13 protein-coding genes are annotated in these 12,769 nt (G+C 50.0%); 7 read left to right on the top strand and 6 right to left on the bottom strand.

Features of this window, described 5'->3' with window-relative positions:
- Window positions 1-531 precede the first annotated feature (531 nt).
- The 3 genes from ACKFKF_RS05425 to ACKFKF_RS05415 form a co-directional block, all read right to left on the bottom strand.
- On the bottom strand, window positions 532-2,055 hold the full coding sequence (locus ACKFKF_RS05425) for a bifunctional aminoglycoside phosphotransferase/ATP-binding protein (protein ID WP_446866742.1): 1,524 nt from the start codon (window positions 2,053-2,055) through the stop codon (window positions 532-534).
- Window positions 2,056-2,200: 145 nt separating this feature from the next.
- Window positions 2,201-2,761 (bottom strand): 50S ribosomal protein L25/general stress protein Ctc, encoded by a 561-nt coding sequence (locus tag ACKFKF_RS05420; protein WP_446858940.1) that lies wholly within the window; start codon window positions 2,759-2,761, stop codon window positions 2,201-2,203.
- A 136-nt stretch (window positions 2,762-2,897) separates the two neighbouring features.
- A complete protein-coding gene (locus ACKFKF_RS05415; RefSeq protein ID WP_446866741.1) occupies window positions 2,898-4,214 on the bottom strand; it encodes an adenylosuccinate synthase in 1,317 nt (438 codons plus the stop codon).
- Between the two features lie 222 nt (window positions 4,215-4,436).
- Here ACKFKF_RS05415 and ACKFKF_RS05410 point away from each other — a divergent pair, with 222 nt between their 5' ends.
- The 4 genes from ACKFKF_RS05410 to rpsN all read left to right on the top strand — a co-directional run bounded on the left by ACKFKF_RS05410 (window position 4,437) and on the right by rpsN (window position 7,864).
- Window positions 4,437-5,348 carry a branched-chain amino acid transaminase gene (locus tag ACKFKF_RS05410; RefSeq protein ID WP_446866740.1) on the top strand — a complete coding sequence of 304 codons (912 nt, stop codon included), beginning with the start codon at window positions 4,437-4,439 and terminating at the stop codon, window positions 5,346-5,348.
- Between the two features lie 237 nt (window positions 5,349-5,585).
- Window positions 5,586-6,674: an RIP metalloprotease RseP gene (gene rseP, locus ACKFKF_RS05405; RefSeq protein ID WP_446858944.1), complete on the top strand. Its 1,089-nt coding sequence runs from the start codon at window positions 5,586-5,588 to the stop codon at window positions 6,672-6,674.
- The gene (nth, locus tag ACKFKF_RS05400) at window positions 6,671-7,357 is read left to right on the top strand and encodes an endonuclease III (protein WP_446866739.1); all 687 of its coding nucleotides are present in this window, start codon (window positions 6,671-6,673) and stop codon (window positions 7,355-7,357) included. The genes rseP and nth overlap by 4 nt, the downstream gene beginning before the upstream one ends.
- Window positions 7,358-7,561: 204 nt before the next feature.
- Window positions 7,562-7,864: a 30S ribosomal protein S14 gene (gene rpsN / locus ACKFKF_RS05395; RefSeq protein WP_446858946.1), complete on the top strand. Its 303-nt coding sequence runs from the start codon at window positions 7,562-7,564 to the stop codon at window positions 7,862-7,864.
- A 102-nt stretch (window positions 7,865-7,966) separates the two neighbouring features.
- Here rpsN and ACKFKF_RS05390 read toward each other — a convergent pair whose 3' ends face one another.
- Window positions 7,967-8,296 (bottom strand): hypothetical protein, encoded by a 330-nt coding sequence (locus tag ACKFKF_RS05390; RefSeq protein WP_446866738.1) that lies wholly within the window; start codon window positions 8,294-8,296, stop codon window positions 7,967-7,969.
- Between the two features lie 118 nt (window positions 8,297-8,414).
- Between ACKFKF_RS05390 and aat the strand changes: the two genes are divergently transcribed.
- Both aat and ACKFKF_RS05380 read left to right on the top strand, forming a co-directional pair.
- The gene (aat, locus tag ACKFKF_RS05385) at window positions 8,415-9,017 is read left to right on the top strand and encodes a leucyl/phenylalanyl-tRNA--protein transferase (RefSeq protein ID WP_446866737.1); all 603 of its coding nucleotides are present in this window, start codon (window positions 8,415-8,417) and stop codon (window positions 9,015-9,017) included.
- Window positions 9,018-9,157: 140 nt separating this feature from the next.
- Window positions 9,158-10,069, top strand: coding sequence for a hypothetical protein (locus tag ACKFKF_RS05380; RefSeq protein ID WP_446858949.1), 912 nt, complete (start codon window positions 9,158-9,160; stop codon window positions 10,067-10,069).
- Window positions 10,070-10,228: 159 nt separating this feature from the next.
- On the opposite strand, the gene mnmA is transcribed toward ACKFKF_RS05380, so the two are convergent.
- Window positions 10,229-11,278 (bottom strand): tRNA 2-thiouridine(34) synthase MnmA, encoded by a 1,050-nt coding sequence (gene mnmA / locus ACKFKF_RS05375; RefSeq protein ID WP_446866736.1) that lies wholly within the window; start codon window positions 11,276-11,278, stop codon window positions 10,229-10,231.
- A gap of 226 nt (window positions 11,279-11,504) precedes the next feature.
- Between mnmA and ACKFKF_RS05370 the strand changes: the two genes are divergently transcribed.
- Window positions 11,505-12,245, top strand: coding sequence for an SPOR domain-containing protein (locus ACKFKF_RS05370; RefSeq protein WP_446866734.1), 741 nt, complete (start codon window positions 11,505-11,507; stop codon window positions 12,243-12,245).
- A gap of 95 nt (window positions 12,246-12,340) precedes the next feature.
- On the opposite strand, the gene ACKFKF_RS05365 is transcribed toward ACKFKF_RS05370, so the two are convergent.
- Entirely contained in the window at window positions 12,341-12,766 is a 426-nt protein-coding gene (locus ACKFKF_RS05365; RefSeq protein WP_446866733.1) for a hypothetical protein, read from the bottom strand.
- Between the last annotated feature and the right edge of the window lie 3 nt (window positions 12,767-12,769).

The following is a 12,769-nucleotide window of genomic DNA, read 5'->3' as shown; positions in this document are numbered from 1 at the left end:
GCACCCATTTCTAGATCGTTCCACCGGGTCTGAAGTTGGCTTGGTGAAAGGATTGTAACGCTTAAGTTGAGGGGTTAATTTGTGATAAAAGAAACTGTGGAAACTGTGGAAAAGAAGCTTGATCGACTTTCCAAAGCGATTTTGAGGGTCAGTCAGCCTGTGGAAAACTTGTGGAAAAGATCTGTTTTTACCACTACATGTGGTGAGCTGTGGGAGGTTTTCCACTAAATATCGGAGTTTTTGACAGGTTTCCCACAAAGTTTTCCACAGAAATGGGCGTAGTTTTCCACAGGAAAGAGGCGATCGCTCCTCTCCAATAAGAAAATCTAATCGAATTCAACTCTAACTTAATGATCTGCTGACCTGTTCAAGTCTGGTTTTTGGACAGTGAATCTCCCTGGTTTTGCGGCGATCGCTCAGATCAAGGGTCAGCTCCGTCTTCAAGTTACGACCGTTCGATGAAGAAGCGCCTCGAATTCACGTTAGTTTTCGCTCATTCAGCCGATCGCTAATTTTTAATTCTTAGCCCATTCATTTCAATTGTTCCTCCAGCGGTTGAGTCGTGTCCAGGGTCTTTAGATAGGGTTGTTCGATTTCTGAGAAAGATTCTAGTTGCTGTTGGTCGAGGAGATCAGCCGTCACGTCAGAGATATCTCCTTCGCGTTTTTCTACTCGATCGCGCAACACCGACAGAGGCGCATCACAATGCAAAATTTGTAAAGGAATCTGATGGGCTTGGGCTTGAGAAATCACTGGGAGACGCAGCGCTTGACGATCGTATTTAGCATCCAAAATTACGGTGTAGCCTTGAGCCGCCAGAATGGAACCGAGTTGGAGCAAGCGATCGTAGGTTTTTTGCGTCATTTCAGGACTGTACAGATCCGCGCTGCCTTTTTCATCCAACGCCACGCCGCCCAGATGTTTGCGAACGGCATCCGATCGAATCTGAATGGCTCCTGTCTGACGCGCTAACTGCCCAGCTACGGTACTTTTGCCCGATCCAGACAAGCCAGCCATGAGGATCAGCCGCCCCGACTTGCGTTGGGTATACTCCCAGGCCAGCGTGTAATATCGTTTTGCGGTCGCCATCGCCTCTTGCTTGACGGCCTCTGGAATCGACGGATCGCCCAACAGAAACGAAGTTACCTTTGCCCGCACGTAGGACTGACGGCTGAGATACAGCGGCAACACCTGTAACCCTTCCCAGTCGCCCGTTTGCTCAATGTAAGCGTTGAGAAATAAATTACTCAAATCGGGACGGTTGCGGGCATCCAAATCCATGATGATGTAGGCAATATCAAACATCACATCGACAAACCGAAACGGCTCATTGAACTCAATGCAGTCAAACAAGAGAATTTTGTTGTGCCAAAAACAAATGTTTCTCAAATGCACATCGCCGTGACATTCTCGAATCCACTGGTGAGCGACGCGACTATCAAACAGTGCTTTCTGCTCGGCAAACAAGCGATCGGTATAGGCGCGGGTTTCATCAAACTGCTGTTGAGTTTGTGCGCCACCGATGTAGCCGACCGTCTGATCATAATTTTCGTCGATCGCCTGCCGAATCTGCGACACCTCCCCAAAGCTGAGAATGTAGTCGTTGGTGGGCGCTTGTGCGTGAAATCGAGCCAATTCTTTTGCCAGATCTTTGAGATGCTGTTCGGTGAGTTCGTTGCGATCGAACATTGCACTCAGTAGCGTCTCTTGCGGAAACTGACACATTTTGACGACGTATTCAACCGCCTCTCCCGTCCCACTTAGTTGAAACGCATCGCCCACTTGCGTCACAGGCAAAACATCTAAATACAGTTCGGCGGCTCCTCGCTGGTTGAGGCGCAGTTCTTCGTGACAAAAATGCTCTCGTTTTTCGAGCGTCGAGAAATCCAGAAAGCCATAGTTGACGGGCTTCTTGAGCTTATAGACAAATTCCCCCGTCAGCAGCACATACGAGACGTGAGTTTGAATTAGCTCGATCGGTTCGATCACCGGATGCGGATAAAAATCCGACTTGAGCATCTGTTGAACGAGAAGCGGCAGGTTGGTGTCAGTCATAGGTTAGCGAGTTGTAATAGCGTAGAGAGTAGCGGTTAACGTCAATTCGATGAAGCTCACTGAGATTCAACCATAAAAAAGCCAGGGAAATCGGCTCCCTGGTTCTAAATACACCTGAAATTCATGGTTTGAAATTCACAGGCAACTACTCGCGGCTGGCCGTCACCTGAGCAACCACGCGGCTGGCTTCACCGACGGCTATTACTCCTTCGGGGAGTTTCAACTCATGCACATGCAGAGAATCGCCCACTTTGAGATCAGTAATGTCTACATCGATGCCTTCAGGAATACGATCGGGCAGACATTTCACTTCCAATTCAGTCAACTCAGTGTTGAGAATGCCGCTTTCTTGCTTGACTCCATAAGATTCGCCCACAAAGTGCAGCGGAACCGTAATTTCGAGAACGCCGTGCGCCGACACCGAGAAAAAGCTAAGGTGATAGAGACTCTGCTTCCAGGGATGCGACTGAATCTCACGCAACAGCGCTTTCCCCGACCAGGGTAGCTCAGGGACGCTGACATCAATCAAGGTGTTGTTGACTGACGCATCGCGCACTAAGAATTCTGCTTTTTTGGCATCCAGCGTTAATTCAACAGACTCCTGCCCATTGTGACCATAGAGCACCGCAGGAACTTTTCCTTCACGACGCAGCGCATTCGGTTTGCTTCCGGGAGCGCGTTTCTGACATTCGATTGTGATTTGCATAATGACCTTTTGAATTAGGGATGAGGGATGAGGGATGAGGGATGAGGAACAGACGGTGGACGGTAATGGGGAAACGATGGAAAAAGATTTCTCCACATTCATCCCTCATCCCTCATCCTTCATCCCTTTCTTGCTGCTATTTGGTATACAACAAAGCGCGCTTGGGCCCGTGGATGGGATCTTCGACGATAATGGTTTGGTCGCGGCTGGCTCCCAGAGATACGATCGCGATCGGCACATCCATTAATTCTGCCAGGAATTTGAGATAGTCCAACGCTTGAGACGGCAAATCTTCGAGCGATCGGCAGTCTTCGGTCGATCGCTTCCACCCTGGCATGGTTTTGTAGATCGGCTTGCATCGGGCAAACACGCGCGAGTTACTGGGGAAATCTTCGCAGCGCTGCCCATCAATTTCGTAGGCAACACACACTTGAATTTCCTCCATTTCGTCTAACACGTCGAGCTTGGTGATCGCTAGACAGTCTAACCCATTGATCCGCACGGCGTAGCGCCCGATCACGGCATCAAACCATCCGCAGCGTCGCTGTCTGCCTGTCGTCGTGCCAAATTCTGCGCCTCGCTCACAAAGGGTCGTACCGACATCGCCGTGCAGTTCGGTCGGAAACGGCCCTTCTCCGACGCGAGTGGTGTAGGCTTTGGCGACTCCGATCACGCGATCGATCATCGTTGGCCCGATCCCCGTCCCCACACAGGCACCGCCCGCTACGGGATTTGAAGAAGTGACGTAGGGATAGGTGCCATGATCGAGATCAAGCAGCGTGCCCTGTGCGCCTTCAAAGAGAATGTTGCGCTTGCGGCGAATCGCATCGTAGATTTTAAGCGAACTGTCTACCACATGGGGACGCAGGCGATCGGCGTATTCCAAATATTCAGCGATCACCGCTTCGGCATCCAGGGGCGGCAGATCGTACATCTTTTCGAGAATGACGTTTTTGTAGGCGATCGTCCAATTTAGCTGTTTCCGCAGCATGTCAGGATTCATCAAGTCCACAACTCGAATCCCCGTTCGTTCAGACTTATCAGCATAGGTTGGGCCAATTCCTCGCCCGGTCGTGCCGATCTTGTGGGTGCCACGCCGTTCTTCAGAGGCGCGATCGATCAGCCGATGATAAGGCATTGTGACGTGAGCCGTTTCGGAGATCAGCAGGTTTTCGGTAGAAATGTTCAATTCCTTTAACTGATCCAGTTCCTCAATCAGAACTTTGGGATCAATCACCGTCCCGCAGCCGATAATGCACTCGGTTTCAGGATACAAAATGCCAGAAGGGATAAGGTGCAGTTTGAAGGTCTGATCCTTGACGACAACGGTGTGTCCAGCGTTTACGCCTCCCTGGTAACGAACCACCACATCTGCTGACTTACTGAGCAGATCGGTAATTTTTCCCTTCCCTTCATCGCCCCACTGGGCACCAATTACAACTACGTTAGCCAAGGGTTTCTAAAAGAGTGCTAAAGTTTTCAACAGCCTCCCATTATCATCAGTTTGTGCTGCGCGTGTCAATGGTGAATTGTTGAGTAAATGATTTGAGTGAATCATTTGTCTTCAGAGAAGTGATCGACCAGACTGCGATCAAATTTTGGTGGTCGATCGGGCATGAGAATGAGTGCGGGTCGATACAATAGAAATTCTTTTCTATCAACACGCGAACCTCCTATGCACAACTTTCTGCCGATCGCTTACTTCAAAAATCAGTTCGTGCCGTTTGCTGAGGCAAATTTGTCGATCGCAACGCACGCTTTGCACTATGGAACGGGAGCATTTGGGGGGCTGCGCGGCGTTCCTGATCCGACTAATCCCAATCAAGTGCTTTTATTTCGACTCGACAAACACTGTCAGCGACTTAGCAAGAGCGCCACGTTGATTAACTACGATCTACCTGCTGATAAAATTCAAGCGATTATTACTGATTTTGTTCAAAAAAATAGACCGACTCAATCCTTTTATATTCGTCCGTTTGTCTATACATCTGGGTTAGGCATTGCCCCACGTTTACATAATATTGAAAAAGACTTTTTTGTTTATGGGTTAGAGTTGGGCGATTACTTATCTCCGGATGGCGTGACTTGTCGAATTAGCTCCTGGTGTCGTCAAGAAGATCGCAGTCTGCCCTTGAGAGGCAAAATCAGTGGCGCATATATTACTTCATCTTTGGCAAAAACTGAAGCAGTGGAATCGGGGTTTGATGAAGCAATTTTGTTAAATTCTCAAGGCAAAGTCAGCGAAGCGTCTGGCATGAATATTTTCATTATTCGCAATGGTGAACTGATTACGCCTGGGTACGATCAGGACATCTTAGAAGGAATTACCAGAGGCAGCATTCTCACTGTCGCCCAAGATTTGGGAATCAAAGTGGTTGAAAGACCAGTTGATAAATCAGAGCTTTTTATCGCAGAAGAAGTGTTTTTAAGCGGAACGGCCGCTAAGATTACGCCCGTCAAAAAAATCGAAACTTTTGACCTGCCAAAAGCGCGCCCAATCACCGATCGACTCAAAGACAAACTAACTGCAATTACCGAAAACAAAGCGCCTGAATATCACGATTGGGTCTTTACGATCGCCTTCTAGCCTGTCGATCAACCACGATTTTGTCATGGCGATTAAAGCCGCAGCTAAGAGAACAAAATCCGCCTTCGCGGATTAACAGAAGTCTAAGTAGGTTTAGGCTACGAAGCTAACTGCATTCGCCAGCTTAAATTCTAGAATGGGCGTTCTATCATCCTTGAGTAGTAAAGTTTCTTAACAACTCTGAGGACACCTTAGAATAGAGAGATATTCACATCAGAAGCTTACGAGTCTTTGCCTATGTCAGTCCTGGCAGTTATCGCCCTTCTCGCAGTCTTGATCTTTGTCCACGAACTGGGTCACTTTCTGGCTGCTCGACTTCAGGGTATTTATGCAAATCGGTTTTCGATCGGCTTTGGCCCCATTCTCTGGAAATATCAGGGATCGCAGACAGAATATGCCCTTCGCGCATTGCCATTAGGCGGATTTGTGGGCTTTCCCGATGATGATCCTGACAGCGACATTCCCCCCAATGATCCCAATCTGTTGAGAAATCGTCCCGTTTTGGATCGGGCGATCGTCATCAGCGCGGGCGTGATTGCGAACCTGATTTTTGCCTACTTCGTGCTGGCGGGTCAGATGGCGATCGTCGGTTCTCCTGCGGTCGATTATCTCCCTGGCGTGGTGATTCCCAAGGTGACTCCTCAAGAAGTGGCGGCGCAAGCGGGCATCAAAGATGGAGACATCATCGTGGCGGTCAACGGTCAAACCTTGGATGCGACGAGTCAGGCGGCGACGGATTTGAGGAACGCGATCGAATCGAGTCCCAACAAGCCCCTCCAACTCAGCGTCCAACGCCAATCCGAGAATCTGAACCTCAACGTCACCCCGTCCGACGTGAATGGTAAAGGCAGAATCGGGATTGCGCTACAGCCTCATGTCAAAAAGCAGCCGGATGGCAAAGCTGTCTACTACAAGCATCCTGCTAACATTTCGGAGGTATTTGGTTGGGCGGCTGACGAGTTTCAGCGTATTGTGGTGTTGACGGTGCAAGGCTTTGGGCAACTGATTAGCAACTTTAGCAAAACCGCCGAACAGGTATCGGGGCCAGTGGCGATCGTGGCAACTGGGGCCAAAATTGCTCAATCAGATGCGTCCAGTCTGTTTAACTTTGCAGCGCTGATCAGTATTAACCTGGCAGTCATTAACATCTTGCCCTTGCCCGCATTGGATGGTGGTCAACTCGCCTTCTTGCTGATCGAAGGTCTGCGCGGTAAGCCCCTTCCCAGCAAAATTCAAGACGGCGTGATGCAAACTGGATTGGTTCTACTGTTGGGGTTAGGCGTTTTCTTGATCATTCGCGATACCGTCAATTTAATTCCACAGTGAGTACGCGCAAACTATCTGCTAAGAAACAGCGTGCATTGGAGATTCTGATCCGGCTGAAACGCCTTTACCCCGAAGCTCCTTGCACGTTGGACTACGAAACTCCCGTTCAGCTAATGGTTGCGACCATCCTCTCGGCTCAATGCACCGACGAACGGGTAAATCTGGTTACGCCTGAGCTATTTCGCAGATTTCCTGATGCGGCGGCTTTGGCGGGGGCTGACCTGGCTGAGATCGAAGAATTGGTGCGTTCTACAGGCTTTTACCGCAACAAGTCCAAGAATATTCAGGGGGCTTGTCGGATGATCATGACTGAATTTGGCGGCAAGGTGCCCAAAACGATGGAGGAACTGCTGCGTCTGCCAGGGGTCGCCCGCAAAACTGCCAATGTCGTCTCAGCCCACGCCCACGGCATCAATTTGGGAGTCACCGTCGATACCCACGTCAAACGCCTCACCTATCGACTGGGACTGACCAAAGAGACAGAACCCGTCAAAATCGAGCGAGACTTGATCAAGCTGATCCCTCAACCTGACTGGGAAAATTGGTCGATTCGTCTGATCTACCACGGTCGCGCCATTTGCAACGCTCGAAAACCACAGTGCGATCGCTGTGACCTAGCCGACCTCTGCCCCTCCGCCAACCTATCCCAAAAACCGCTAGAAACCGCAGTCAGCGAGTCTTAAATTGACGTGAAGTTGAGACCTCGCTTTGTTATTCGGCGCTTCTGCCCGCCAAACCCTCCATTCTAGGGAACTTCAAATCAAAGATCTTGGATTCAATGATTGTGATTTGGTTTCTCCTCACGCCATCACCCAAAAATTCTCTTCCCCTTCTCACCCTTCATTCGGTACAATGAGAGGCACTGTCTTTTTATGGTTTGACGATTCATGGCTAAGAAGAGCATGATTGAGCGCGCTAAAAAGCGTCAAGAAACGGTCGAGAAGTACGCTGAGAAGCGACAAGAACTCAAAGAACAGTTCGCGAAGGCCACCTCTCAGCAACAAAAGCTGGCAATCCATCGCGAAATTCAGCAGCTTCCTCGCAACAGCGCTCGTGTGCGGGTTCGTAAGATTTGTTGGGCAACGGGTCGTCCGAGAGGCGTTTACAGCGATTTTGGTCTGTCTCGCCACGTTTTGCGCGAAATGGCTCACCAGGGTTTGTTGCCAGGCGTGGTCAAGTCTAGCTGGTAAGAGGGTTTTGAGGGCTGAGTTCTTAAGTTTTTGGGTTGGAGAGATTCAACTCAAAGCGGCAGGCTCAAAACTCAAAGCTTTTTTATAGGTTGCTTCTATCTGTTACTGTCCACAACAGCGATCGATGCCCAGGCTGTCGAGCAGGAGATCACTAACGGCGTTGGCGACGGCAAATTCGCTGTAGAAACTTTGTGAAAAGTCAAACGCCTGCATTTCTGAAATAATCGCCATCACCAGCGCACCCAGATCGTTCTCATCTTCCATACGCTGCCGAACGTAGATCTGAGCCGCACGTTGGGCGATCGTTCCGTTAATCGCTTCGGGCAAAAATTCCTGGTCTAGCCACTGTTGAAGATTTTGCTGTAACCAGGCTCCTTCCTGCTCTGGATATTTGGCAGGGGGTAATGTGATGGGTGGAATGGGTTCAACCATTGGGACATCTTCCGCGATCGGCTAAACTATCCAAACTATACACTCACCCGTTTGTGATTGGTGATCTGTCCGTTGTCATTTGTAATGATGGACGTTTTTGTAATGATGGACTTCAGGGATGGACGACCCTGCAACTACCGCTATGCAGATTGATGTTGCCTCCATCGTCGAAGGGTATGCTCAGGGTTATTTCTTGATGGCAGACGACTCAGGCAGTGATCTGAGTTGGTATAGCAGTCGAGAGAGAACGTTGATTCCGTTGGATGATCGCTTTCGCTACCCCAAATCGTTGCAGCGCGTTCTCAATCAAGAGCGGTTTACGGTGGCCATTAATCGAGATTTTAAGTCAGTGGTAGAAGGCTGTGCCGATCGCGAGACGACCTGGATTTCTGAGCAGATGAAGGAAGTCTACTGGGCGTTGCACAAGGCGGGATGGGCCCACAGTTTTGAAACCTGGCAGGGCGATCGATTGGCGGGCGGCATTTTAGGAATTGTGATTCGTGGGGCATTTATCGGCGAGTCGATGTTTTTTCGGATTCCAGAAGGTTCTAAAGTCGCGATGGTCAAACTGGTGGAGCGACTGAGAGATCGGCAGTTTGTCTTACTTGATGCTCAGATGATGAATCCTCATTTGGAGCGATTTGGGGCGTATGTGATCAGCAGTCGAGGCTATAAGGATCTGCTGCGATCGGCGCTAGAACGGCCATGTTCCCTTGAGTAGTGCGATTGGGTTGATCACTTTAAATAGCAAAGTCTTCTGCATTGCATTCAGTGAACCCTACGTGTAATTTCTGGATTTATCCTCTGTGTTTGTGTAAATCATAGGGTAAGTAAACCAGAAAGCATGATGGGGAGGCTTTGATGAAGCGAAGTTGGATTTTGTCAGTGAGTGCGATCGTCGGAGTTTTTGCAGCGGTCACCCATTCTCTCCCCACGTCTGCTCAAACTCAATCTGTCACGAACCCTACTCCCTCAGTTGGGCTGAGATTTGGAGGGCGATCGCCCCTTAATCAAGCAAACTTTGTCATGACAGAATACTTTGGAGACTGCCAGAGTACGGTGATTTCTGAACTGGAAGCGAGTTTTATCTCAGAAAAAACGCCGCCTGCTCCTCATCGCCGTGTGATCATTCGCAACGTTACTCAGGGAGTGAGCGCCAATCCTTATCCCTATACCGATCGGGAATATGACGAACGTCGCCCCACCTCCGAAACCGCCCGCGCTTCGTTAGGCAATACCCACGACAGACGACGCTTTAACCTGGTAGAAGGCAACAACGAGTTTCAGTATGAGATTAAAGAGCGCAATCGGGTGATCGATTCGGGTAAATTTAGCGCTCAAGTGCTCAAAAGATTGGAGCGAGTCCAAAGTGACGCAAAGTGGGAGCAGAAAAAAATCTGCAAAAATTCCAGCGTTTCACTGAATGAATGCGCCGATATTCGTAAGGTGCGCGAATTTAAATGCAGGGATGGCAGAGTTTTGCAATCGATTATGGAACCAGACGATCGCGAAACCTACACCCGCATCTCAAACCATACCAGCAGCGTGATTGCCTTCACGGTTGACGGAGACTCAGAAGTACTGAATCCGGGCGACTCTAGACGCTTTTCTTCTAACTCGTCGTTTGGGCTAAAGGTAAGATTTAATAGCACTTGCGCGGATTGCGATCCCACGACTTCAACCACGCTGACGATCGGAAAGCGGTATGTATTTAGACGATCAGGCAGTGGGACAGAAAGGGTTTTTAAGCTAGTTTCGGGTGGGTCTGATTAGCCAGGATTGGGAAGTCGATGCAGTTTTTTGCTTCGGTGTTCAGCCCTTCAGCCCCCCAAATCTCCCACGAGTGAGGGACTTTGAACCAGAAACCTGGTGTGAAGGTTAGGGACAACAGATCTGAACACCACGAAAGAACTTCATCGAATTGACCTCTTTTTACCGCCTTTCGATGATGCCGCCGCCGAGTAGCACTTCTTTGTCGTACCAGACAGCCGCCTGACCGGGCGTAATACTGAACTGAGGATCGTCGAAGACAATGCGGATACGATCGTTAGCCAGTGGAATCACCGTCGCAGGCATCGCAGGCGATCGATAGCGGATTTGCACATCGGCATGAATGGGCGCGGTTGGTTTTGCGATCGACACCCAGTTAACGCGCTGTACGCTGCATTCGGTTTCCCAGGCTTCGGAGCGCTCGCCGACAATCACGCGGTTGCGTCCGGCATCCAATCCGATCACGTAGAGCGGCTCACTGTGGGCGATTCCCAATCCTTTGCGCTGTCCGATCGTATAGTGATGAACGCCTTCGTGCTGACCCAAAATTCGTCCCGCTTGATCTACGATGTCACCTTTTTGGGGCGTGATGTATTTATCGAGAAACGACTTCATGGAGCCATTAGCTTCGACGAGACAGAGGTCTTGACTTTCGGGCTTATCGGCGGTGTGGAGTCCAAATTCAGCCGCGATGCGACGAGTTTCAGTTTTGGGCTGATCGCCGAGCGGAAACACGACCTGAGCGAGCACATCCTGGCTGAGATCGTAGAGAAAATAGGACTGATCTTTGGTGCGATCGACCGCCCGCCACAGTTCATGCCTTTGGGTCTGCGGGTTGTATTGAATGCGCGCATAGTGCCCTGTGGCGATCTTCTCGATCCCTAACTCCCGCGCAAAGGTGAGCATCGGGCTAAATTTAACGGCTTTGTTGCACTGAGAACACGGGAGCGGCGTAATGCCATCGCCATACCCGGTCACCAGATAATCGATGATGTTTTCTTGGAAGCGATCGCGACTATCGACAATGTGGTGAGGAATGCCCAAAAATTCACAAAGTTTGGCCGCGTCCACCATGCCTTCAGAGCAGCACTGACCTTTCCCCTTCATCAACCAGAGGGTCAAGCCAACCACTTCAAAGCCTTGATTGTGCAAAACGGCTGCTGCAACTGAGCTATCGACTCCGCCGGAGAGTCCGACTACAACTTTGTTCATGGGACGAAATACGCGAATGCTTCTCTAGGCTAACACTTGGGAGGGGTGAGGAGTGAGGAGTGAGGAGTGAGGAGTGAGGAGTGAGGAGTGAGGAGTGAGGAGTGAGCCGTTGAATTTTAGAATTTTTATCTCTCATTCTTCCTGGCGAAGCGGAATGAAGTTCTCCCTTATCCCTTCTGTATGTTATGCTGACCGCAAAATTTGGCAGTCAAGGGATTCATCTGCTATGACCTGCATTTCTGATGATTATCGTCACGCTATTTCAGTTTTGTTTAAGACTCGATTCACTTTTTTGATCGCGATCGCGTGCATTCTGTCATTTTCGGCGCTGATTAAACGCGCTGACGCACAGGTTTCTTCTGATATGAATCTGCCGCCTGCGCCTTCGGTTGCGCCTTTGGAATTACCCACGGTTAACCCCAATAATGTTATTCCCGTTCCTGGAGAGCGAGTTTATCAAGCGCCGCCTGTAGCAAATCCTCCTTTGTTTAGTCCACCTGCGGCTAACTTGAATCAATATCGGGTGTTTGTGAATGGAGATAGCCCGCTCCTTTTGCAGGAAGTGAAGCGAGTTGAGCCGGGGGCTTTTGTGCAACGGTTGGATGGGCGCAGGGTGATTCAGGTGGGGGTGTTTCGCACCGAAGCTAATGCACAGCAGCAAGTAGCAAAACTGGCAGTGCAAGGAATTTCCAGTCAAATTGCTGTCGGCGGCACAGGCTCACTCATTGGTGGAAACAGTGCAAGAGGCTACTACGTCGTGGTTCCAGGAAATCGATCGACTCTGCCAGAACTGCGCGATCGAGCCATTCGATTAGGCGTTCAGCAAAATTCAATTCAACTGCGCGATCGACCGTTGGGGCCCCATGTGGCGATCGGCCCATTTGGTCAGATTGGGGAGGCAGAAACGATGCAGCGCTATCTCAGAGAAAAGGGCAGTTTAGATACGAGAGTATTTTTCGATCGCTAGTAGCCCTGGCAGGATAAGCCTCATCCCTCCTCGCGAAGCGGATTACCCCCAAAGGGGGAACAGATCATCGAAGTTCTCCCTCATCCCTCCCCTAACTAAACGACTTGCCCGACCATCCAGCCCACCCCTAAACCAATCCAGGCGGTTGCAGTCAGTAAGCAGCAGGCTTGAAGCTCAGTAAATTCGGACGTTTGCAAATCGATGCGGGCTAGAAATTCGGCACTGATCATCATCACGATCGGCATAAACAGCTTGAACCAGGTCAGAAAAATCGAGGCAAAGGCGGCAAGTCCGACCAAAGCGCAAAATGCTACGGTGTCTGATTTGAACCAGCGTTTAATCATGCGTTGAAGTCCTTGTAGGGGATGCATCAGCACGATCGCGACGAACAATCCCCAGGCGATCGCGATGCCCCACAAAAATTGGGAGTGAGTGGTCAGAGTCAGAAATTTGCCAAAGATCACATACGCGACCAGGAGCAGCGACAGAGACAGGCGAGGAAGTTTTTTGAGGGTCAGCATTTG

The organism is Phormidesmis sp. 146-12, assembly GCF_052939495.1.
The sequence above is the reverse complement of the archived record's forward strand: the minus strand, read 5'-3'. Positions and strand labels throughout refer to the sequence as shown.

What these genes read in the sequence shown, in the direction of transcription:
- ACKFKF_RS05380 (WP_446858949.1), top strand. Translation starts at nt 9,158, where the DNA reads ATGAAGCGAAGTTGGATTTTGTCAGTGAGTGCGATCGTCGGAGTTTTT.
- ACKFKF_RS05370 (WP_446866734.1), top strand. Translation starts at nt 11,505, where the DNA reads ATGACCTGCATTTCTGATGATTATCGTCACGCTATTTCAGTTTTGTTT.
- rseP (WP_446858944.1), top strand. Translation starts at nt 5,586, where the DNA reads ATGTCAGTCCTGGCAGTTATCGCCCTTCTCGCAGTCTTGATCTTTGTC.
- aat (WP_446866737.1), top strand. Translation starts at nt 8,415, where the DNA reads ATGGACGACCCTGCAACTACCGCTATGCAGATTGATGTTGCCTCCATC.
- ACKFKF_RS05420 (WP_446858940.1), bottom strand. Translation starts at nt 2,761, where the DNA reads ATGCAAATCACAATCGAATGTCAGAAACGCGCTCCCGGAAGCAAACCG.
- mnmA (WP_446866736.1), bottom strand. Translation starts at nt 11,278, where the DNA reads ATGAACAAAGTTGTAGTCGGACTCTCCGGCGGAGTCGATAGCTCAGTT.
- ACKFKF_RS05390 (WP_446866738.1), bottom strand. Translation starts at nt 8,296, where the DNA reads ATGGTTGAACCCATTCCACCCATCACATTACCCCCTGCCAAATATCCA.
- ACKFKF_RS05410 (WP_446866740.1), top strand. Translation starts at nt 4,437, where the DNA reads ATGCACAACTTTCTGCCGATCGCTTACTTCAAAAATCAGTTCGTGCCG.
- rpsN (WP_446858946.1), top strand. Translation starts at nt 7,562, where the DNA reads ATGGCTAAGAAGAGCATGATTGAGCGCGCTAAAAAGCGTCAAGAAACG.
- ACKFKF_RS05425 (WP_446866742.1), bottom strand. Translation starts at nt 2,055, where the DNA reads ATGACTGACACCAACCTGCCGCTTCTCGTTCAACAGATGCTCAAGTCG.
- ACKFKF_RS05365 (WP_446866733.1), bottom strand. Translation starts at nt 12,766, where the DNA reads ATGCTGACCCTCAAAAAACTTCCTCGCCTGTCTCTGTCGCTGCTCCTG.